The sequence below is a fragment of the Marinobacter sp. R17 genome (assembly GCF_003789045.1).
Lineage (GTDB): Bacteria > Pseudomonadota > Gammaproteobacteria > Pseudomonadales > Oleiphilaceae > Marinobacter_A > Marinobacter_A mangrovi.
Window position 1 is genome coordinate 23,286 of the sequence record NZ_RHGZ01000020.1, and the last position, 21,467, is coordinate 44,752.

The 21,467-nt window shown below is 60.6% G+C and carries 21 protein-coding genes; 17 read left to right on the forward strand and 4 right to left on the reverse strand.

The annotated features are described in order from the left end of the window. Window position 1: 1 nt before the first annotated feature. Window positions 2-604 (reverse strand): NAD(P)H:quinone oxidoreductase, encoded by a 603-nt coding sequence (gene wrbA, locus EB809_RS14280; protein ID WP_123635506.1) that lies wholly within the window; start codon window positions 602-604, stop codon window positions 2-4. 10 nt (window positions 605-614) lie between these two features. Then, window positions 615-968 (reverse strand): arsenate reductase (glutaredoxin), encoded by a 354-nt coding sequence (arsC, locus tag EB809_RS14285; RefSeq protein WP_123635507.1) that lies wholly within the window; start codon window positions 966-968, stop codon window positions 615-617. 63 nt (window positions 969-1,031) lie between these two features. Between arsC and EB809_RS14290 the strand changes: the two genes are divergently transcribed. From EB809_RS14290 to EB809_RS14370, 17 genes are all read left to right on the forward strand, one after another. Further along, window positions 1,032-1,499, forward strand: a complete 468-nt coding sequence (locus tag EB809_RS14290; protein ID WP_223807976.1) for a TlpA family protein disulfide reductase — start codon at window positions 1,032-1,034, stop codon at window positions 1,497-1,499. 108 nt (window positions 1,500-1,607) lie between these two features. Beyond that, a complete protein-coding gene (gene dnaE, locus EB809_RS14295; protein WP_123635509.1) occupies window positions 1,608-5,096 on the forward strand; it encodes a DNA polymerase III subunit alpha in 3,489 nt (1,162 codons plus the stop codon). Between the two features lie 174 nt (window positions 5,097-5,270). Next, window positions 5,271-6,224 carry an acetyl-CoA carboxylase carboxyl transferase subunit alpha gene (gene accA / locus EB809_RS14300; protein WP_123635510.1) on the forward strand — a complete coding sequence of 318 codons (954 nt, stop codon included), beginning with the start codon at window positions 5,271-5,273 and terminating at the stop codon, window positions 6,222-6,224. Window positions 6,225-6,267: 43 nt separating this feature from the next. After that, window positions 6,268-7,527 (forward strand): tRNA lysidine(34) synthetase TilS, encoded by a 1,260-nt coding sequence (gene tilS / locus EB809_RS14305; protein WP_190294916.1) that lies wholly within the window; start codon window positions 6,268-6,270, stop codon window positions 7,525-7,527. Window positions 7,528-7,617: 90 nt separating this feature from the next. Continuing rightward, window positions 7,618-9,252 carry a CTP synthase gene (locus EB809_RS14310; protein ID WP_123635512.1) on the forward strand — a complete coding sequence of 545 codons (1,635 nt, stop codon included), beginning with the start codon at window positions 7,618-7,620 and terminating at the stop codon, window positions 9,250-9,252. 65 nt (window positions 9,253-9,317) lie between these two features. Beyond that, window positions 9,318-10,163, forward strand: a complete 846-nt coding sequence (gene kdsA, locus EB809_RS14315; RefSeq protein ID WP_123635513.1) for a 3-deoxy-8-phosphooctulonate synthase — start codon at window positions 9,318-9,320, stop codon at window positions 10,161-10,163. Window positions 10,164-10,221: 58 nt separating this feature from the next. Then, window positions 10,222-11,517, forward strand: a complete 1,296-nt coding sequence (gene eno, locus EB809_RS14320) for a phosphopyruvate hydratase (protein WP_123635514.1) — start codon at window positions 10,222-10,224, stop codon at window positions 11,515-11,517. A 227-nt stretch (window positions 11,518-11,744) separates the two neighbouring features. Next, the gene (gene ftsB, locus EB809_RS14325; protein WP_123635515.1) at window positions 11,745-12,017 is read left to right on the forward strand and encodes a cell division protein FtsB; all 273 of its coding nucleotides are present in this window, start codon (window positions 11,745-11,747) and stop codon (window positions 12,015-12,017) included. Window positions 12,018-12,046: 29 nt separating this feature from the next. Further along, a complete protein-coding gene (ispD, locus tag EB809_RS14330) occupies window positions 12,047-12,751 on the forward strand; it encodes a 2-C-methyl-D-erythritol 4-phosphate cytidylyltransferase (RefSeq protein WP_123635516.1) in 705 nt (234 codons plus the stop codon). Between the two features lie 3 nt (window positions 12,752-12,754). Beyond that, window positions 12,755-13,234, forward strand: coding sequence for a 2-C-methyl-D-erythritol 2,4-cyclodiphosphate synthase (gene ispF / locus EB809_RS14335; protein ID WP_123635561.1), 480 nt, complete (start codon window positions 12,755-12,757; stop codon window positions 13,232-13,234). Continuing rightward, window positions 13,231-14,214 (forward strand): tRNA pseudouridine(13) synthase TruD, encoded by a 984-nt coding sequence (gene truD / locus EB809_RS14340; protein ID WP_123635517.1) that lies wholly within the window; start codon window positions 13,231-13,233, stop codon window positions 14,212-14,214. Before ispF ends, truD begins: the two co-directional genes overlap by 4 nt. 83 nt (window positions 14,215-14,297) lie before the next feature. Continuing rightward, window positions 14,298-15,047, forward strand: a complete 750-nt coding sequence (gene surE / locus EB809_RS14345; protein WP_123635518.1) for a 5'/3'-nucleotidase SurE — start codon at window positions 14,298-14,300, stop codon at window positions 15,045-15,047. Next, window positions 15,047-15,703 (forward strand): protein-L-isoaspartate(D-aspartate) O-methyltransferase, encoded by a 657-nt coding sequence (locus EB809_RS14350; protein ID WP_123635519.1) that lies wholly within the window; start codon window positions 15,047-15,049, stop codon window positions 15,701-15,703. The genes surE and EB809_RS14350 overlap by 1 nt, the downstream gene beginning before the upstream one ends. Then, entirely contained in the window at window positions 15,700-16,668 is a 969-nt protein-coding gene (locus tag EB809_RS14355; RefSeq protein ID WP_223807977.1) for a DUF368 domain-containing protein, read from the forward strand. The genes EB809_RS14350 and EB809_RS14355 overlap by 4 nt, the downstream gene beginning before the upstream one ends. 285 nt (window positions 16,669-16,953) lie before the next feature. Continuing rightward, the gene (locus tag EB809_RS21185; protein ID WP_263316996.1) at window positions 16,954-17,748 is read left to right on the forward strand and encodes a peptidoglycan DD-metalloendopeptidase family protein; all 795 of its coding nucleotides are present in this window, start codon (window positions 16,954-16,956) and stop codon (window positions 17,746-17,748) included. A 148-nt stretch (window positions 17,749-17,896) separates the two neighbouring features. Then, window positions 17,897-18,895, forward strand: coding sequence for an RNA polymerase sigma factor RpoS (rpoS, locus tag EB809_RS14365; RefSeq protein WP_123635520.1), 999 nt, complete (start codon window positions 17,897-17,899; stop codon window positions 18,893-18,895). A 225-nt stretch (window positions 18,896-19,120) separates the two neighbouring features. Continuing rightward, window positions 19,121-19,687, forward strand: coding sequence for a chalcone isomerase family protein (locus tag EB809_RS14370; RefSeq protein WP_263316995.1), 567 nt, complete (start codon window positions 19,121-19,123; stop codon window positions 19,685-19,687). Window positions 19,688-20,100: 413 nt separating this feature from the next. On the opposite strand, the gene nth is transcribed toward EB809_RS14370, so the two are convergent. Then, window positions 20,101-20,742 carry an endonuclease III gene (gene nth / locus EB809_RS14375; RefSeq protein ID WP_123635521.1) on the reverse strand — a complete coding sequence of 214 codons (642 nt, stop codon included), beginning with the start codon at window positions 20,740-20,742 and terminating at the stop codon, window positions 20,101-20,103. Between the two features lie 7 nt (window positions 20,743-20,749). Continuing rightward, on the reverse strand, window positions 20,750-21,466 hold the full coding sequence (locus tag EB809_RS14380; RefSeq protein WP_123635522.1) for an electron transport complex subunit E: 717 nt from the start codon (window positions 21,464-21,466) through the stop codon (window positions 20,750-20,752). Between the last annotated feature and the right edge of the window lies 1 nt (window position 21,467).

Genomic DNA, 21,467 nt, shown 5'->3' on the forward strand with positions numbered 1-21,467 from the left:
GTTATTGTGACAGCCGAACGGCGAGGCGACCCAGTCGCTCACCCAGGGTCTGGCAGATGGTCGATTCGTCCGGCGTGATCGCATGGGGATCGTCCGTGCCGGCCCAGTGGCTGGCGCCGTAGGGCGTGCCGCCCGCATCCGTCCGGGACAAGGCTGGTTCCGTGTAGGGCACCCCGGTGATCAACATACCGTGGTGCATCAGTGGAATCGCCATGGACAGCAGCGTCGCTTCCTGGCCGCCGTGGAGGCTGCCGGTGGAGGTGAAGAGCGCGGCCGGTTTGTCCACCAGGGCGCCGTTCAACCAAAGGTCGCCGGTGGTGTCCAGGAAATGCTTGAGTGGCGCGGCCATGTTGCCGAACCGGGTCGCGCTGCCCAACGCCAGACCGGCGCAGTGTCTGAGTTCTTCCGTCGTGCAGTAGACGGCGCCTTCGTCCGGAACCGGCGGCAGACTGGCTTCGGTGTCCGGTGAGACCGGCGGCACGGTGCGCACGCGTGCCTCGATGCCGTTGACGCGGGCCACGCCTCGGGCCACCTGCAGGGCCATTTCGGCCGTATGGCCGCCGCGGCTGTAATAGAGAACGAGAATATACGGCTGTTCGCTCATCCGGTGGGCCTCAGAGGATATCCAGGACGGCTTCCGGCGGACGGCCCAGAGCCGCCTTACCCCCGTGCAGGACGATCGGGCGCTCGATCAGTTTGGGATGCGTGACCATCGCCTCGATCAGCTGCTCGTCGCTGAGGCTGCTGTCGTCCAGGCCCAGTTCCTTGTATTCCGACTCGCCCTTGCGCATGAGCTCGCGCGGCGATTTGCCGAGCTGCTTGAGGATAGCGGTCAGTTCGCTGGCGCTCGGCGGGGTGTCCAGGTAACGGACGACGTCCGGCTGGATGCCTTTTTCCTCGAGCAGGGCCAGCGTCTGGCGGGACTTGGAGCAGCGAGGGTTATGGAAAATGCGGGTGGCTTCTGTCATCGTGCATCCTCGGATTTCGGTGATCGATCGAATCTGCAGGGTAGTCTAACAGGAGGGATGCGTTTGCAGTACATTCAACGGTTTATCCCGGCCACTCTGGCAATGGCAAGTCTGCTGGTACTGTCCGGCTGTGACCGGCCCAGTTTTCAGGATGCCCAGGGCCAGACCCTCGACTGGTCCAGCCTTCGGGGGCAATGGGTGGTGGTGAATTACTGGGCCGAATGGTGCAAGCCGTGCCGCGAGGAAATACCGGAACTGAACCACCTGGATCAATCCCCCAATGTGACGGTGCTGGGCGTCAATTTTGATGGCATTACCGGGGAGCCGTTGCGCTCGCTGGCGGACAAGATGCAGATTCAATTCCGCTTGCTGGCGGAAGACCCGGGACCGGCACTGGACTGGAAACAGCCCGTCGGACTGCCGGCATCGTTTATCGTGACGCCCGAAGGAAAGTTGCTGGAAGCGCGCTTTGGCGCTCAGTCCGAGGCGGGCCTCAGGGCGTTGATCGAGGGCAAGGGGGCGTCCGGGTAAATTCCGGCAATCTTCAAGTTTCCCTGGAAATCAACCGCGAATTGTCGTCGCAGCGCTGTTAGAATTTCCCTTTATTCGTTGTCCCAATCAGAGCCAGATTTTCGCCCCATGTCCAATACCTTTGTCCATCTGCGCGTCCACTCCGAGTATTCGCTGGTCGACGGCATCGTCCGCATCAAGCCGTTCATCAATCGGGTGGCCGAACTCAACATGCCGGCGGTGGGGCTGACCGAGCAGTCCAACATGTGTTCGTTGGTCCGCTTCTACAAGGCGGCCATGGGGGCGGGCATCAAGCCGATCATCGGGGCCGACATCTGGCTGGAGAATCCCGACGAACCGGAAAAGCCCTTCCGGCTGACCCTGTTTGCCCGCAACCAGACCGGTTATCTGCACCTGACGGAAATCATCTCCCAGGGCTACACCGACGGCCAACTCCACGGTGTCCCCATCATCAAGCGGGAATGGATTGAATCCCGGGCTGACGGCCTGCTGGCGCTGTCCGGCGCCAAGGTGGGCGATGTCGGCCGGGCGCTGCTGGCGGGTAAGGCGGATCTGGCCCGCGAGCGGGCGGAATACTGGAAGCGCCTGTTCCCGGACGCCTACTACCTGGAATTGCATCGGACCGGCCGTCAGGGCGACGAAGACTGCCTGCACCTGAGCGTTGAACTGGCCGATGAGCTGGAGCTGCCGGTGGTTGCCACCAACGATGTCCACTTCCTCAACCAGGAAGACTTTGAGGCGCACGAGGCCCGGGTCTGCATTGGCGAGAGCCGCACGCTTGATGATCCCCGCCGTGAGCGCCGGTTCAGCGACGAGCAGTACCTGCGCAGCCCCGAGGAAATGATCGAGCTGTTCTCGGACATTCCCGAGGCCATCGAGAACACCGTGGAAATTGCCCGGCGCTGCAGCGTCAAGGTGCGCATGGGGGAATACTTCCTGCCGGACTATCCGATCCCGGAAGGGATGACGATGGACGACTTCTTCCGCAAAGTGTCGGAAGAAGGTCTGGAAGACCGCTTGTCCCGCACGCTGTCGCCGGATGATCCCGAATACGACGAGAAGCGCGCCGCCTACTACAAGCGCCTCAATTTCGAGCTGGATATCATCATCCAGATGGGGTTCCCCGGCTACTTCCTCATCGTTATGGACTTCATCAAGTGGGCCAAGAACAACGGCGTGCCGGTGGGCCCGGGACGAGGCTCCGGTGCCGGGTCGCTGGTGGCCTACGCGCAGCAGATTACCGACCTGGATCCGCTGGAATACGACCTTCTGTTCGAGCGCTTCCTGAACCCGGAACGGGTCTCCATGCCCGACTTCGACGTCGACTTCTGTATGGAAGGCCGTGACCGGGTCATTGATTACGTGGCCGAGAAATACGGCCGCGCTGCGGTCTCCCAGATCATCACCTTCGGTACCATGGCTGCCAAGGCGGTGGTGCGCGACGTGGCGCGGGTCCAGGGCAAGTCCTACGGGCTGGCGGACAAGCTGTCCAAGCTGATCCCGTTCGAGGTCGGCATGACCCTGAACAAGGCCATTGAGCAGGAAGAACAGCTCAGGGATTTCCTGAACCAGGATGAGGAAGCCCAGGAAATCTGGGAAATGGCCCTCAAGCTGGAAGGGGTCTGCCGGAACGCCGGTAAGCACGCCGGGGGTGTGGTCATCGCGCCCACCAAGATTACCGACTTCTCGCCGCTCTACTGTGACGATGAGGGCGGCAGCCCGGTGACCCAGTTCGACAAGGGCGATGTTGAGGACGCCGGACTGGTCAAGTTCGACTTCCTGGGGCTGCGGACCCTGACGATCATCAACTGGGCCCTGGAGATGATCAATCCCAAACGGGAGAAGCAGGGCGAGGCGCCGCTGGACATCGGCAAGATTCCGCTGGATGACGTGCCGTCGTTCGACATGCTCAAGAAGGCTGAGACCACCGCCGTCTTCCAGCTTGAATCCCGCGGTATGAAAGACCTGATTCGCCGCCTGCAGCCGGACTGCCTGGAAGACATGATCGCCCTGGTGGCCCTGTTCCGTCCGGGGCCGCTGCAGTCCGGCATGGTGGACGACTTCATCGACCGGAAGCACGGTCGCCAGCCGATGTCGTTCCCGCACCCGGACTATCAATATGAGGGGCTGAAGCCGGTCCTGGAGCCTACTTACGGGGTTATCCTGTACCAGGAACAGGTCATGCAGATCGCCCAGGTGATGGCTGGCTATACGCTGGGTAACGCGGACATGCTGCGCCGGGCCATGGGTAAGAAAAAACCTGAGGAAATGGCCAAGCAGAAGCAGTTCTTCCTCGAAGGCTGCGAGAAAAACGGCATCGAGAAGACGCTGGCCGAGAACATCTTCGACCTGGTAGAGAAATTCGCCGGCTACGGCTTCAACAAATCCCACTCGGCCGCCTACGCGTTCGTGTCCTACCAGACCCTGTGGCTGAAGGCGCACTACACCGCCGAGTTCATGGCGGCGGTTCTGACCGCCGATATGCAGAATACCGACAAGGTGGTGACGCTGGTCGAAGAGTGTCGCAATCTGAAGCTGGACCTGGTCCTGCCGGATGTCAGCACCTCGGAGTACACCTTCACGGTGAACGACGACGGCCAGGTGGTCTACGGTCTGGGCGCCATCAAGGGGCTGGGTGAAGGACCGATCCAGAGCATTGTCGAGGCGCGCCGGGAAGGCGGTGCGTTCAAGGACATGTTCGATTTCTGCAAGCGCGTTGATCTCAAACGGGTGAACAAACGGGCTATCGAAGCACTGATCCGGGCCGGGGCCATGGACAAGCTGGGTCCGGGCCGGGCGCAGATGATGGCCAGTATCGAGAAAGCGGTGCAGCAGGCCGGCCAGCAGTCCCGCAACGAATCCGTGGGCATGGTGGACATGTTCGGCGAAACCCTGGACGGCACCGACAGTGATCCGTTCGAGGAAGTGCGCAAGGTGCGCGAGTGGCCGGAGAAGGAGCGCCTCAAGGGCGAGAAAGACACGCTGGGCCTCTATCTGACCGGCCACCCGTTCGATGAGTACGAGCGTGAAGTGCGCCGGTTTGCCCGCCAGTCCATCGCCGATCTCAAGCCGGCCAAGGCGCCGCAACGGGTGGCGGGCCTGGTGGTGGCCATGCGCACCATGAAGAACAAGCGCGGCCAGACCATGGCCTTTGTTACCCTGGACGATCGCTCCGCCCGCATTGAGGCGACGCTGTTTTCCGAGACCTTCAACGACAACCGGGACCTGTTGCAGTCCGATGAGGTTGTGGTCGTGGACGGGACGGTCAGCCATGACGACTACTCCGGCTCCCTGAAAATGCGGGTCAGCGATGTCATGGACGTGGCCACGGCGCGCCAGCGCTACAGTCGCGGCCTGCAAATGTCGCTGTCGTCCGAGCAGCTGGGTAACGGGTTGCTCGACAAGCTGGACCGCACGCTGCAGCCGCATCGGGGCCGTGAGGGCACCGGCTGCCCGGTCTGGATCAACTACCAGAGCGACGAGGCGCGGACCCGGATTCAACTGGGTGAGACCTGGCGGGTCCAGCCCAATGACGATTTACTGCTAAACTTGCGACATCTTGTCGGCGATCAGGCCGTGGAACTGGTTTACGACTGATGTGTCTGGTCTACGACGAAGGTGTATAGCGCAAGTGGGTTCAGGCCGAGCCGGGTTATACCAATGTCCGCTTTTTCTAGGCATCCGGGCCTGTTAGGTTCCCTACATGACACTGGAATGGGTGTCCCGATACCGGTGTAGGCGGGACACGAGAGCCAACGACGACGGAAGATCATGAATCCCAATTACCTGGATTTCGAACAGCCTATCGCCGACCTGGAAGCCAAGATTGAAGAGCTGCGCCTGGTTGGTAACGACAGCGAACTGAACATCACCGACGAGATCAGTCGCCTCAAGAACAAGAGCGTCAGCCTGACCGAGAATATATTCTCCAGCCTGGCCCCCTGGGACATCGCGCGACTGGCGCGTCATCCCCGGCGGCCTTATACGCTCGATTACATCGAGATGGTGTTCGACGATTTCGACGAACTCCACGGCGACCGTAAGTACGCCGATGACCTGTCCATCGTGGGCGGCACCGCTCGTCTCGACGGGCAGCCGGTGATGGTGATCGGTCATCAGAAGGGGCGTGAGGTCAAAGACAAGGTCCGTCGCAATTTCGGGATGCCGCGGCCGGAAGGCTACCGGAAGGCCCTGCGCCTGATGGAAATGGCCGAGCGCTTCCGCATGCCGATCCTCACCTTTATCGATACGCCGGGCGCCTACCCGGGTATCGGTGCCGAGGAGCGCGGCCAGAGTGAAGCCATCGCCTACAACCTGGCGGTGATGTCGCGCCTGAAAACCCCGGTGATCGCCACGGTGATCGGTGAGGGCGGTTCCGGCGGCGCACTGGCCATCGGTGTCTGCGACCGCCTGTACATGCTTCAGTATTCCACCTACTCGGTGATTTCTCCGGAAGGTTGCGCGTCGATCCTCTGGAAGAGCGCCGAGTATGCCGCCCAGGCGGCGGAAGCCATGGGCGTCACGGCCAATCGCCTGAAAGAGCTTAACCTGGCCGATGTGGTGATTCCCGAACCGCTCGGCGGCGCCCATCGCTCGCCGGAAGACATGGCGAAGGCGCTCAAGGCCCAGCTCAAGTCCGGCCTGGCCGAATTGGGCGCGCTGGAAACCGACGATCTGGTCAATCAGCGCTACGAGCGCCTGACTGCCTATGACACAGGCCGGTAATCGGCTCGATCCTTCGACATGGCCTGTCGCACTGCAGCAGGCCATGTCCGCCCTCCCTGATGCTCCCCGCATGGTTGTCGCGCTCAGCGGCGGCCTGGACTCCGTTTTCCTCCTGAACGTGGCAGCCGCGTGGTTTGCCGATCGAGCCGAAGGCTTCGTCAGTGCGCTTCATATCAACCATCAGCTGCAGGCGGCCGCCCGCGATATGGCCGACCAGAGTCGCCTGGCCTGCGATCTGTTAGGCATCCCGCTGACCCAGGTGAGCGTCGACGTCGATGCAGGCGAAAGCCTCGAGAACGAAGCCCGCAAGGCGCGCTACCGGGCCTTTGAGCAGCATCTGGGACCGGGCGACTGCTTGCTGATGGCGCACCACGCGGATGATCAGGCGGAAACCGTGCTTTTTCGGCTGGTGCGAGGGGCCGGCGTGCGCGGGCTGGCCGGTATGCCGCAATCCCGCCCGTTAGGGGCAGGGCGTCTCTGTCGACCGTTGTTGGGGATGCCGCGAAGCGAGATTGAAGCGCTTGCCCGCCAATGGGCGTTGCAGTGGTTTGATGATCCCACCAACGAAGATACCGGCTACGACCGTAACTATCTCCGCCACCAGGTACTGGGCCCGCTGAACCATCGTTGGCCCGGGGTGATCGGCAGCATCGGTCGCGCCGCCCGGCAATGTGACGAAGCCCGCCAGCTCACGGCTCGTCTGGCGGCGTTGCAGCGGCGGGACATTGAAGATGATCGGCAACGGTTGTCGGTTGCCGGGCTGACGGCGCTGGATCTGTCAGAGCGGAAAAATCTGCTACGCTGGTGGTTGATTGATTGCGGGTACGAACCGCCTTCCTCAGCCCGACTCGAACAGGCGATGGCGGATCTGCTGTCTGCCGGTCCGGACCGGGAGCCGGAGTTGCGTGGCGCCGGGTACTGCGTTCGCCGCTACCAGGGGAAGCTCTACTGCCTGCGCGATCGCGGCGTGGCGCCGTCGTCGAACGTGACCTGGGTCACCGACGAGGTGTTGCCCTGGGCTGGCGGTGCGGTGAAAGCCATCGGCGGAGGGCAAGGTCTGACGCTGACCGTAACGGCGCGCCAGGGAGGCGAGCGCTTGCGGCTCCTGTCGGGTGGTCCCAGTCGGCCGCTAAAAAAATGGCTGCAGGAGCAGGGCGTACCACCCTGGGAACGGGACCGTATCCCACTGATCTGGCAGGACGATGAACTGGTGGCTGTGGGTGACTTGTGGGTTTCCCCTATACTGATCGAAGCCACTGGCGTCGCGTCATGGCGGATTGTCTGGGAGCGGGATTGTCGTTGAGTAAGAGGGGGCCTTCTGGTATTCTGGCGTCCCATCTTGAGATGACAATCTCCCCCCTTCACCGAACCAGATAAATCACACGGAAACTGCATGACGCGTTATATTTTCGTCACCGGCGGTGTCGTGTCCTCATTGGGCAAAGGGATCGCTTCCGCTTCCCTTGCGGCCATTCTTGAGGCACGCGGCTTAAAGGTCACTATTCTCAAGCTGGACCCTTACATCAACGTCGATCCCGGCACCATGAGCCCCTTCCAGCATGGTGAAGTCTTCGTAACCGAAGACGGTGCCGAGACCGATCTCGACCTCGGTCACTACGAGCGGTTCATCCGCACGCCGATGAGTCGTCGCAACAACTTCACCACCGGTCGCGTCTACGAAGAGGTGATCCGCAAGGAGCGCCGTGGCGACTATCTGGGCGGCACCGTTCAGGTCATCCCCCACATCACTGACGAAATCAAGCGCCGCGTTGTGGAAGGTGCGGCCGGAGCCGACGTGGCCCTGATCGAAATCGGCGGTACCGTGGGTGACATCGAATCCCTGCCGTTCCTCGAGGCCACCCGTCAATTGAAAGTGGAAGTCGGCCCGCGTCGTGCACTCTTCATGCATCTGACCCTGGTGCCCTACATCGCCACGGCCGGCGAGGTGAAAACCAAACCGACCCAGCATTCCGTGAAAGAAATGCGTTCGATCGGTCTGCAGCCGGACATCCTGCTGTGCCGTTCCGAGCATGAGGTGGACCTCAGCTCCCGCCGCAAGATTGCCCTGTTCACCAACGTGGAAGAGCGTGCGGTCATTCCGCTGCAGGACGCGAAATCCATCTATCAGATTCCCCGCATGCTGCATGAGCATGGCCTGGACGAGCTGATCATCGAGCGCTTCGGCCTGGAAAGCGATGCCGGTACGGCGAACCTGTCCGAGTGGGATGCGGTCGTCGATGCCCAGCTGAACCCGGAGCACGAAGTGACCATCGCCATGGTCGGCAAGTACATGGAGCTGCTGGACGCCTACAAGTCGTTGATCGAGTCCCTGCTGCACGCGGGCATCAAGACGCGTACCAAGGTGAACATCAACTACATCGACTCCGAAGACATCGAGCGTGACGGTACCGGTGCGCTGGCCTCGGCCGATGCCATCCTGGTGCCCGGTGGGTTCGGTGAGCGCGGTGTGGAAGGCAAGATCGAGACGGTTCGCTACGCTCGTGAGAACAAGGTGCCATACCTGGGCATCTGTCTGGGCATGCAGGTGGCGGTCATCGAATACGCGCGCAACGTGGCCGGTCTGACCGACGCCCACAGTACCGAATTCCGTCCCCAGACCACCACGCCGGTGGTAGGCCTGATCACCGAGTGGCTCGATTCCACCGGTGAGACCGAGCAGCGCGATGCCGCTTCCGACCTGGGCGGCACCATGCGCCTGGGCGCGCAGGACTGTGTGCTGGGCGACGATTCCACCATTGCCCAGTGTTATGGCCGCAAGGTGATTCGCGAGCGTCATCGTCACCGCTATGAGGTGAACAACCACTTCCTGCCGCAGCTGGAAAATGCCGGCCTGCGCATCTCCGGTCATTCCACCGACGGCCGTCTGGTCGAGGTTGTCGAGGTGGCGGACCATCCCTGGTTCGTGGCCTGCCAGTTCCACCCGGAGTTCACGTCAACGCCGCGTGATGGGCATCCTCTGTTCAAGGGCTTCGTTGAAGCGGCCCTGAATCGCAAGAAAACGAGCTAAACGCTGCGCCGGCCCCCCATTATGGCCGGCGTCGTTGTTTCTATCGCAGGAGCATTGAGTCCGACATGTCTCAGAAAACCATCACGGTCGCGGATCTGTCCATCGCTAACGATCGGCCGTTCGTGCTGTTTGGCGGGATGAACGTCCTCGAGTCCCGTGACCTGGCCATGGAAGTGGCCGAAGCCTATGTCGACGTCACCCGCCGGCTGGGCATCCCCTACGTGTTCAAGGCGTCTTTCGACAAGGCCAACCGATCGTCCATCCACTCGTTCCGGGGCCCGGGCCTCGATGCCGGGATGGAAATCCTCAAGGACATCAAGGACCGCTTTGGCGTGCCGATCATTTCCGACGTCCATGAGCCCTGGCAGGCCCAGCCTGCGGCCGAGGTCTGCGATATTATCCAGCTGCCGGCGTTCCTGAGCCGCCAGACGGACCTGGTCGAGTCCATGGCCCGCACCGGCGCGGTGATCAATATCAAGAAAGCCCAGTTCCTGGCGCCCCAGGAGATGAAGCACATCATCAATAAGTGCCGGGAAGCGGGCAACGACCGCATCATCCTGTGCGAGCGGGGCACCAGCTTCGGCTACAACAATCTGGTGGTCGACATGTTGGGCTTCGGCATCATGAAAGACTTCCAGTACCCGGTGTTCTTCGACGTGACCCACGCCTTGCAGATGCCGGGCGGACGGTCCGACTCCGCTGGCGGTCGTCGGGCCCAGGTGGCCGATCTGGCCCGTGCCGGCATGTCCCAGGGGCTAGCCGGTCTGTTCCTGGAGGCCCATCCGGACCCGGATAACGCCAAATGTGACGGTCCCTGTGCGCTGCGCCTGAAGCAGCTGGAGCCGTTCCTCAAGCAGGTCAAGGCCATTGACGACCTGGTCAAGGGCTTCGAGCCCCTGGATACGGCCTGATCATTCCCAATCCTGAATTTTCCAATTCCGACAAACCTAAATTCTGGAGACAAAAAGCATGACCAAGATCGCGGATATCAAAGCGCGCGAAATCCTTGATTCAAGGGGCAACCCCACGGTAGAAGCGGACGTGATCCTCGAGTCCGGCACCATTGGCCGCGCCTGCGCGCCGTCGGGCGCCTCCACCGGTTCCCGCGAGGCCCTGGAGCTGCGCGACAAGGACGCGTCCCGTTACATGGGCAAGGGTGTCACCAAGGCCGTTGGCGCGGTCAACACCCGCATCCGTGACGCCCTGAAAGGTTTCGACGCAGCGGACCAGCGTGGTCTGGACAAGGTCATGATCGATCTGGACGGCACCGAAAACAAAGCCAACCTGGGCGCCAATGCCATCCTGGCGGTCTCCCTGGCGGCAGCCAAGGCTATTGCGGCCGAGCGCAAGATTCCGCTGTACGCGCACATCGCCGACATCAACGGCACCGCGGGTCAATACTCCATGCCGGTCCCGATGATGAACATCCTCAACGGCGGCGAGCATGCCGACAACAACGTCGACATCCAGGAATTCATGATCCAGCCAGTGGCGGCGTCCAGCTTTGCCGAAGCCCTGCGTATCGGTGCCGAAATCTTCCACAACCTGAAGAAGGTGCTGCAGGCCAAGGGCCTGAACACCGCCGTCGGCGACGAAGGTGGCTTCGCCCCGAACCTGCCGTCCAACGAAGGCGCTCTGGCGGTCATCAAGGAAGCGGTGGAAAAGGCCGGCTACGAGCTGGGCAAGGACGTGACCCTGGCGCTGGACTGTGCGTCCTCTGAATTCTATCGCGATGGTCAATACGACCTGGCGGGCGAAGGCAAAAAATACGATGCTGCCGGCTTTGCCGACTACCTGGCTGGCCTGTGCGACAGCTATCCGATTGTGTCCATTGAAGACGGTATGGACGAGAGTGACTGGGACGGCTGGGCCACCCTGACCGAAAAAGTGGGTGACCGGGTACAACTGGTCGGTGACGATCTTTTCGTGACCAACACCAAGATTCTGAAACAGGGCATCGACAAGTCCATTGCCAACTCCATCCTGATCAAGTTCAATCAGATCGGCAGCCTCAGCGAAACCCTGGACGCCATCAAGATGGCGCAGGACGCCGGCTACACAGCGGTGATCTCGCACCGGTCCGGTGAAACCGAAGACACCACGATTGCCGACCTGGCCGTGGCCACCTGCGCAGGCCAGATCAAGACCGGCTCTCTGTGTCGTTCTGACCGTGTGGCCAAGTACAACCAGCTGCTGCGTATCGAGGAAGAGCTGGCTGGAAAAGCACCTTACCGGGGGCTGAAGGAAATCAAAGGCCAGGCGTAAGCTGGCGGCACAGCGCCCGGCCAGACCGGTTACCGGGCGTGCTGCACAGGAAGGCTCAGGTGTAAAACCTGGGCCTTTTTGTCAGATCAGGCCAGGTTAGGCCATGCATCTTTATTTTTGCGTGGTTCCGTAATCGCGCTTGGCTGATTTTTAGGCTAGACTTCGGTGGAAGTTCATAATGCAGCGCGCTGATTGTGCGCTGTTTTTGTCTCTATCAGGGTTTGTTCATGAAAGTGTTGTGGGCTGTCATGGCTGTATTCATCGTCCTTCTGCAGGCGCGCCTGTGGATCGGCGAGGGCAGTTTTGCGCAAGTCTGGCAGCTGCAGCAGAAGATTGAAGCCCAGAAAGCCGAGAATGGCACGCTGGCGGATCGCAACGAACGACTCTATGCCGAAGTGCGCAACCTGCGCAGCGGCAAGGGCGCGATCGAAGAGCGCGCGCGCATGAATCTCGGCCTGATTCGCGAAGATGAAACCTTCTTTCTGGTGGTCGATCCCTGATCGGTACCCGGGCCCCTTCGGATAGTTCCATGACGCAACGGCAATACTGGCTTGTGGTTCCTGCCGCGGGCATCGGGCAGCGCATGCAGGCCGACCGCCCGAAGCAGTATCTGCGACTCAGACAACGCTATATTCTGGATATCACCCTGTCCCGTCTGCTGGACACCGGCCTGTTCGCCGGTGCCATGGTTCCCCTGCACCCCGAAGACCGGTGGTTCGCCGGCAGCGACAGTGCATCGGACCCTCGTGTTTTTACCTGTACCGGTGGCAACGACCGATCCGACTCGGTTCTGGCCGGACTGAACGCGCTGGCTGATCGACTCTCCGATGACGACTGGGTACTCGTTCACGACGTGGCGCGCCCCTGTGTGGCGACCGAGGATATCCGGCGGCTGATGTCCGCCCTGGGTGACGGGGAGAGTGGCGGGCTGCTGGCTGCACCGGTCTCCGATACCATCAAACGACAGGCGCCTGATGTCGACGCGGTCACCGAAACGGTTGACCGAAGTGCCCTATGGCGCGCCTTCACGCCGCAGCAGTCTCGCTATGGATTGTTGCGCACCGCGCTGGAACAGGCCCGGGACCGCGGGGTTGCGGTGACGGACGAGGCGTCCGCCCTGGAGGCCATGGGGTACGCGCCGAAGCTGGTCCGCGGTCGGACCGATAACATCAAGATAACCCTGCCCGAGGATCTTCCGCTGGCGGGCTGGATACTGGATCAACTGGAACACTGAATGATGCGAATTGGACAGGGCTACGACGTCCATGCCTTCTGCGAGGGCGACCATGTCATGATCGGCGGCGTCCGAATCCCGCACAGTCAGGGCATCCGGGCGCATTCCGACGGCGACGTCCTGCTGCACGCAGTGGCCGACGCATTGCTGGGCGCGGCCGCACTGGGCGACATTGGGCATTTCTTTCCGGACACCGACGCCCAGTGGCGCGGTGCCGACAGCCGCGAGCTGCTGCGTGCGGTTTATCAGGCGGTAAAGGATGCCGGATTCCGCGTTGCCAACATCGACAGCACCGTCATTGCCCAGAAACCGAAGATGGCGCCTCATATTGCGCAGATGCGCGAGTGCATTGCGGCCGATCTGGCGTTGCCCGTCAATGCGGTCAGTGTCAAAGCCACGACCACGGAAAAGCTCGGCTTTACCGGTCGGGAAGAAGGGATTGCCTGCCAGGCCATCTGCCTGCTGCTGGATGAGGTCCGATGAGCCGCTGGCGTCTGGACTGGCCGACCACCTCGGGCTCAAGGCTGGGTACCGCCGTGATGCGATCGCAGCCGGAAGATTTTCAGGTCGTTGAAGTGATGGACACGCCCTTTTCCGGGGACGGCGAGCATTTGTGCCTTTTCCTCGAGAAACGCGGTGACAATACCGAATTTGTGGCGCGCCAGCTCGCCGGCATGGCCGGTATTCGTTCGTTTGATGTGGGGTTTTGTGGCCTCAAGGATCGGCATGCGGTGACCCGTCAGTGGTTCAGCCTGTATCGGCCGGGCAAGCCGGATGATGCGGCGTTGATTGATGCGATCGGTCAGCGCTGGACGGTGCTGGAGGAGGCCCGTCACAAGCGCAAACTGCGGCGGGGCGACCATTCGGGCAATCGGTTCTGCCTGACCCTGCGTGACGTGACGGCAGACCCGGAAGCGCTTGAAGAGCGACTGGCGACGCTGCGGGACTCCGGCATTCCCAACTATTTCGGACCGCAGCGCTTCGGGCGGGACGGTAATAATCTGGCCCAGGCGGTGGCCCAGGGCGACCGCCCGCGCCGCGGGCGCAACTTCAAGGCCGGGATGGCCTTCTCGGCGGCCCGGTCATGGTTGTTTAACGAAGTTCTGGCAGAACGGGTGGAGCGAGACGACTGGCGCGAGATAATAGAGGGCGACCCCTGGTCCGCAGAGCCCACGGGTCCTCTCTGGGGCGATGGCGGTACCCGCGCTGGCGGTGACCTGGAACGGATCGAGCGTGATGTCGTGGGTCGCCACCCGGAGATGGCCGGCGTTTTCGCCAGCACCCGGATGAAGCCCGAGCGCCGCTCGCTAAGGCTGCCGATCTCCGGACTGGCTTGGTGCTGGCCCGAACCCGGCTGCCTTCAGCTGGATTTCCAGTTGGCGTCCGGTGGTTTCGCAACGGCATTGGTGGCTGAAATTCTCGACGTTGTGGCTGGCGAGGGGAATGGAAACCCGGCATCATAGTGGGTTGATGTTCATAGGCTCGTGACGACCTGCAATTTGCCTGCGAAGGGTAAGGGCAGGCGCCAATTGAAACGGAGACGGATGTGCGGATTTTGCTGGCGAATGATGACGGTGTTCATTCTCCGGGGCTGAAAGTCCTTTACGAGGGGCTCCGGGGACTCGGCGATCTCAGTGTGGTGGCGCCCGATCGCGACCACAGCGGGGCGAGTAATTCCCTGACACTGAATCGTCCGTTGACGGTCGAAACCCATCCCCAGGGCTTCCTGTCTGTGGACGGCACCCCGACCGACTGCGTCAACCTGGCCGTGAACGGGCTGTTCGATCATCCGTTCGACCGTGTCATTTCCGGCATCAATACCCACGCCAACCTGGGCGACGACGTGATTTATTCCGGTACGGTCGCCGCCGCCACGGAAGGGCGTTCATTGGGGTTGCCAGCCATTGCCGTTTCCCTGGTCAATGACGGCCATTTCCATTACGAGACGGCCGCGCGCGCCGTGCGAACGCTGGTGGAAAAAGAAGCCACACTGGCGTTGGGGCCGCGCTGTCTGTTGAATGTCAACGTGCCGGATGTTCCCTGGGAGGAACTGGCCGGATTCCAGGTAACGCGTCTGGGGCACCGGGGGCGGGGCGAGCCGGCGATTCCGATGACCTGCCCGCGGGGCAAGAAGCGTTACTGGATCGGTGCAGCCGGGGCCGGTGACGACGCCGGTCCGGGCACTGACTTTTACGCCGTTCGCCACAATTACGTTTCGATTACGCCGATCCAGGTCGACATGACCCGTCACGAGGCCCTGGATTCCCTCAGCCAGTGGCTGGAGGCGGAGGATTGATGGTGGCTGAACTGCAGGGGATCGGCATGACATCTCGCCGGACCCGAATGAGACTGATCCAGCGCCTGCGCGAGTCGGGCATTCAGGATGAGCGGGTGCTGACAGCACTGGCGGAAATTCCGCGGCATATTTTCCTGGATGAAGCGCTTTCCCACCGGGCCTATGAGGACACGGCGTTACCCATAGGCTATCAGCAGACCCTGTCCCAACCTTATATCGTGGCTCGTATGACGGAAGTGCTGATGGAGCACAATCCGTCACGGGTACTGGAACTGGGAACCGGTTCGGGATACCAGACGGCCGTGCTTGCACAGTTGGTGGATGAGGTCTTCAGTGTTGAGCGCATTAATCCGCTACTCAATAAGGCGAGGGAACGGATGCGAACGCTCCACCTGCGTAACACCAGCCTGCGTCTGGCCGGCGATGTGATGGGGTGGCCAGAGAACGCGCCCTTCGACGGTATTCTCGTCACGGCGGCTCCGGCGTCCATGCCGGAGGACTTGCTGCCCCAGTTAGCCGAAGGCGGGGTGATGGTGGCTCCCATCGGCGAAACGACCCAGGTGCTGACCAAGGTTATTCGCCGCGGCGACGATTACGAGATCACTGAGTTGGAACCGGTCCGGTTCGTGCCGCTGTTGAACGGGGTGGTTCGATGACTCATGAATCGCAAACACCTGTGGAACGCCAACACCTGCTTGCCATTCTGCTGCGGGGCATTGCCATGGGCGCGGCCGATGTGGTGCCCGGCGTCTCCGGCGGCACGATTGCCTTTATCACGGGTATCTACGAGCGCCTGCTGAACGCCATCGGCGCCTTTCCGCGCGCCCTGACCGGAGAGTTGCTCCGGGGCCGTGTCGGCGCCTTCTGGTCAAGGATGGACGGCACCTTCCTGGTGCTGCTGTTTGGTGGCATCATCGCCAGCATCATTACCCTCTCAGGGGCGATCCGCTTTGCGCTCTCCCATTATCCGGTCTTCCTCTGGAGCTTCTTTTTCGGCCTGATCCTGGCGTCCGCCTGGCACGTGGGTCGTGAAATCGGCCGCTGGGGGATCGGGCAGGCTCTGCTGCTGTTTATCGGCGCAATCGCCGCCTGGTTCGTCACCCAGATGTCACCGGGCGAAACGCCGGTGACCTACTGGACGCTGTTCGGGTCCGGTGCCCTGGCCATCTGCGCAATGATCCTGCCCGGCATCTCCGGCAGCTTCATTCTCCTGATGATTGGCATGTACGGACCGATCCTGACGGCTGTTAACGAATGGCAACTGGACCGTCTCGGACTGTTTGTGACAGGTTGTGTTGTCGGGCTGTTGTCGATCGCACAGGTTCTGTCGTGGGCATTCCGACGCTATCGGGACGGGATGCTCGCCTTGCTGACCGGGTTTATGCTGGGGGCACTCAGCAAAGTCTGGCCCTGGAAGGAAGCCATCAGTTGGCGTATCAACAGCCATGGCGAACGCGTACCGCTGGAAGAGATCAACCTGTTACCCGGAACCTATGCCAGCGTGACGGGTGAATCGTCCGCGCTGATGGCTGCGATCGGGCTGGCTATACTCGGGGTGGTGGTTGTGCTCGGTCTGGAATGGTTTGGCCGCATGCGTCAGGCACGCGCGGCCGCGTCGTGAACCGGGACAGGTCACGGAATATCAGTGCTCACTGTCACAGCAAATATGTGAACTTGTTACTTTTCGTGTTACCGATCGGAACACCTATTTAGATTAAGTAACTTTAATTTGTTTAAAAAATATGCAATGAATTAGTGACTTATATTGCATTCTTCAGGGACTGCACTATTTTTCATACAAATTTGAAATAAAAAAGAAGCTGTTATTTCCGTGAGCTTAGATGGTCGTACAGGGTTTCGGGACCAGAAACCGGCGGTTTCTCTCCTGGCGAAGTGCTACCGCCGTCTGTCCTTCCGGGGCCTGGGCGCCGGTTTGCTTGTCCTGTTTTTGCTCTCGGGCTGCAATACCGCCGACATCTATCAGGACGACCGATACAACCCGCCAGTTTACTGGGGCCAGCACGTCGTCCGGTCCGGCGAGACCCTATACAGCATTGCCTGGCGATATGGGCGTGACTATCGCGAGCTGGGCAACGCCAATGGCATCAAACCGCCTTACACCATCAAACCGGGGCAGGTCATCCGCCTGGATCTGAGAGGCCACGTGCCTTCAGGGCAGTCCGTGGCGTCGTCATCGGCTTCCACTTCCACATCCCGAAAGGCCAGTCGGCCAGCACCCCGCCAGACGCCCACGTCCGCTCCCAAACCCCGGATTCAGAGGGCACCGCAAGCGGATAAATCCCTGCAGGAGCAGACTCAGGTGGTCTCTGACATCCAGTGGCGTTGGCCCAATGTTGGCCCCGTAATTGCAGGATACTCAACGTCGGGAAAAGTCAATAAGGGTGTTGATATTTCCGGCAAACCGGGTGATCCGGTCAGGGCAGCCGCCAGAGGTAGCGTGGTCTATGCGGGCAGCGGGTTGTTGGGTTACGGTAACCTGATCATCATCAATCATAATGAGCACTACCTGAGCGCATACGCTCACAACCGGAAGATATTGGTGCAGGAGGGAGAAAACGTCAGGGCGGGCCAGCTCATTGCCGAAATGGGCAGCAGCGGCGCCAATGCGACGAAGCTGCATTTTGAGATAAGAAAAAACGGCAACCCGGTGGATCCGATGCATTATTTGCCACCGAGGTAGACGGAACCGCCCCGACTGCTGAAAAACACATGTCACATCGCTGAAAAGTAAACGTGTCATAAGCAGTTGAAAAGAACAGCAGGCACTTGTCGAACAACAAGAATTCCGGCAGGTGATAAGAATGGGGTTAAAAGGCGGGGCAAGAACTATGTCAGCAGAGCGTGATGAACTCATTGTTGATCGTGTGGCAGATGTCGAGGATCCGGAAGAAGAGACTCTGACAGTCGACTCCAGCAACCAGGAACAGGATGATGCGCCCTTAACGGACTCATCCGATCTCTCCAAGGCTTCAGGCCGCTACTACACCAGCCAGAAACAGCTGGACGCTACCCAGCTCTATCTCAACGAAATCGGTTTCTCACCACTCCTCACACCGGAAGAAGAAGTCTACTTCGCACGGTTGGCCCGTAAGGGACAGGAAGCCGGACGCAAACGGATGATCGAAAGCAACCTGCGTCTGGTGGTGAAAATTGCACGGCGCTATGTGAACCGGGGCCTGACTCTGCTCGATTTGATCGAGGAGGGGAATCTCGGCCTGATCCGCGCCGTTGAGAAATTCGACCCGGAACGCGGTTTCCGTTTCTCCACCTACGCGACCTGGTGGATTCGCCAGACCATCGAGCGTGCCATCATGAATCAGACGCGCACGATTCGCCTGCCGATTCACGTGGTCAAGGAACTGAACCTGTACTTGCGCGCAGCGCGTGAGCTGACCCAAAAGCTGGATCACGAACCGTCTGCGGAAGAAATCGCGCAGATGGTCGACAAGCCGGTCAACGATGTGAAACGCATGCTGGGCCTGAACGAGCGGGTCACCTCCGTGGACACTCCGATCGGCAGCAGCGGCGAAAAATCGCTGCTGGATACCGTGGCTGATGAAGGCGCGACCGATCCGGCTGACTTGCTGCAGGACACCAACATGCAGGGCTGCATCGAGCGCTGGCTGGACCAGCTCAGCGACAAGCAGCAGGAAGTGCTTTCCCGTCGATTCGGGCTGCGCGGTTACCAGACCAGTACGCTTGAGGAAGTCGGGCAGGAGATCGGACTGACCCGCGAGCGGGTTCGCCAGATCCAGGTCGAAGCGCTGCGTCGTCTGCGGGAGATCCTGGAGAAGGAAGGCTTGTCCTGCGCCATGCTGTTTAAATAAACGATTCTTCAGAATGGCACACAAAAACCGGTGATCCCGAGAGGGGCCACCGGTTTTTTATTGGCTGATCGGCGTCATGCGCCCGGTGCTGATGGCCGCAACATGCGGCTTCGGCAAATGAGAACCAGGCATCGGTGAGTAATTTTCGGCATTGCTAAAATGCAATTGGTCTGGAAGGACTAAAGTTATAAAATAAATAACAATCAAACGTTTAGGGACATGATGATGAAAAAGGTTACCTCAGCACTGCTGCTCACTCTTGCCCTGGTAGGACCGGCGTCTGCGTTGACCCTGGAAGGTGTCGATGTGCCGGAACAGATGAAGGCCGACAGTTCTGACCTGGTGCTCAATGGCGCCGGGGTTCGATCCAAGTGGTTCCTGGATCTGTATGTTGGCAGCCTGTTTGTGCCCCAGAAGCAGTCCAATCCCAAAGCGATCATCGATGCGGATCAGCCCCAGGCGATCCGGCTGGATATCATTTCCGGCATGATCACCAGTGATCGCATGACCGAAGCCACCATGGAAGGCTTTGAGGCCTCCACCCATGGCGATATGGCGCCGGTGAAGCAGGAAATCGACCAGTTCATGGGCGTCTTCAAGGAAGAGATCAAGGAAGGCGATGTCTTTGATCTGGTGTATGTGCCCAATGAAGGCGTCCAGGTGTTCAAGAACGGCACCAAGAAAGACACCATTCCGGGCCTCGAATTCAAGAAGGCACTGTTCGGCATCTGGCTGTCCGACGAGCCGGCCCAGGAAGACCTGAAGGAAGCGATGCTGGGGAAAGCGGAGTAAGCTCGGCATCATCCGGGTTGTGTAAAAAAGGGAGCCCTGGGTGGCTCCCTTTTCTTTATAGACTCGTCGGAGGATGGGTTCAGAAGAATCGGTCATGCCAGTCGGCAGCCTTGCAGGCTGCTCCGAAGCTGATGCATCGGCTACATTTGAGGCCCACTCGAGGGCGTAGGTTGGGCTGACGCAGGAAGCCCAACAATAAGCGGGCACCGGACGTTCCCGTTATCGCGGATGGGCTTGGAGCCCGGGTTCTCAAAAACCGGCCTGGCGACCATTGTATTGGATGAGATGGGCCGCAAACCTGGCTTGTTGGGCTTCCTGCGCCAGTCCAATCTACGGTACGACATTTGAGGCCAACTGGAGTGCGTAGCAGATGCGTCAGCTTCTGAGGCGCCGTCCGGCGCCCCGAATACGACTCAGTCCAGATAATCCCGCTTCTCTTTAAACTCGCAAAGATCCTCAATGATGCAACTCCCGCACTTCGGCTTGCGCGCCGTGCAGGTATACCGCCCGTGCAGGATCAGCCAGTGGTGTGCATCCTGCCGATAAGGCTTGGGAACCAGTCGCACCAGCCGTTTCTCCACTTCCAGCACGTTTTTCCCGGGGGCAATGCCGGTCCGGTTGGATACCCGGAAAATATGGGTGTCGACAGCCATGGTGGGCTGTCCGAAAGCTGTGTTGAGAACCACGTTCGCCGTCTTGCGACCGACGCCGGGCAAGGCCTCGAGCGCTTCCCGGGTTTCCGGGACCACGCTGTTATGTTGCTCCACCAGTGCCCGACAGGTCTTGATGACGTTTTCTGCCTTGCTGTTAAACAGCCCAATCGTCTTGATGTATTCCTTGAGACCGTCCACGCCCAGCGCCAGGATGGCTTCGGGGGTATTGGCGACCGGGAACAGTTTGGCGGTCGCCTTGTTGACGCCGACATCCGTGGCCTGGGCCGACAGGATCACCGCAATCAGGAGCTCAAATGGGTTGCTGTAGACCAGTTCCGTGGTGGGATTGGGATTGGCGGCCTTGAGCCGCTCAAAGATCTGTGTCCGTTTTTCCTTGTTCATCAAAACCTCAGGAGACGTGACCGGTGACGCGAACCCGTTTGCTGCCGGCGGTGACTGGCTGGGTTTCACGGGCGGCCTGACGTTTGCGAATCTGGCCATCAATGCTGTTCTTCAGCGCGATCAGGAAGCCGAGTCCGACAAACGCGCCGGGTGGCAGGATCATGAACAGCACATTCGCGTAGTCGTCAAAAACCTGGATTTTCCAGCTGCTGGCACTCGCGCCAAAGATCAGGTCCATGTTGGAAAACAGCGTGCCCTGACCGATCAGCTCGCGGATCCCTCCCAGGACAATCAGCACGGCGAGGAAGCCGGTCCCCATCATGACACCGTCCAATACCGACAGCAGCACGGGATTGCGGGAGGCAAAGGCATCCGCTCGGCCCAGTATGGCGCAGTTGGTGACGATCAGCGGAATGAAGATGCCCAGAATCTCATAGAGTTGGTAGGTATAGGCCTGCATCAACAGCTCGGCGCAGGTCACGAATGACGCGATGATCATGACGAAGGCTGGCAGGCGGACCGAATCCGAGACGAAGTTACGAATCAGCGAGACCGACAGGTTCGAGCCGACCAGCACCAGCAGCGTGGCCAGGCCCAGGCCAATCCCATTCACGACGGTGCCGGTGACGGCCAGCAGCGGACAAAGCCCAAGCACCTGCACCAGCGCCGGGTTATTGGTCCACAGGCCATCCTTGATGATTTCTCGGGGCGTCTTGGTGGCCATA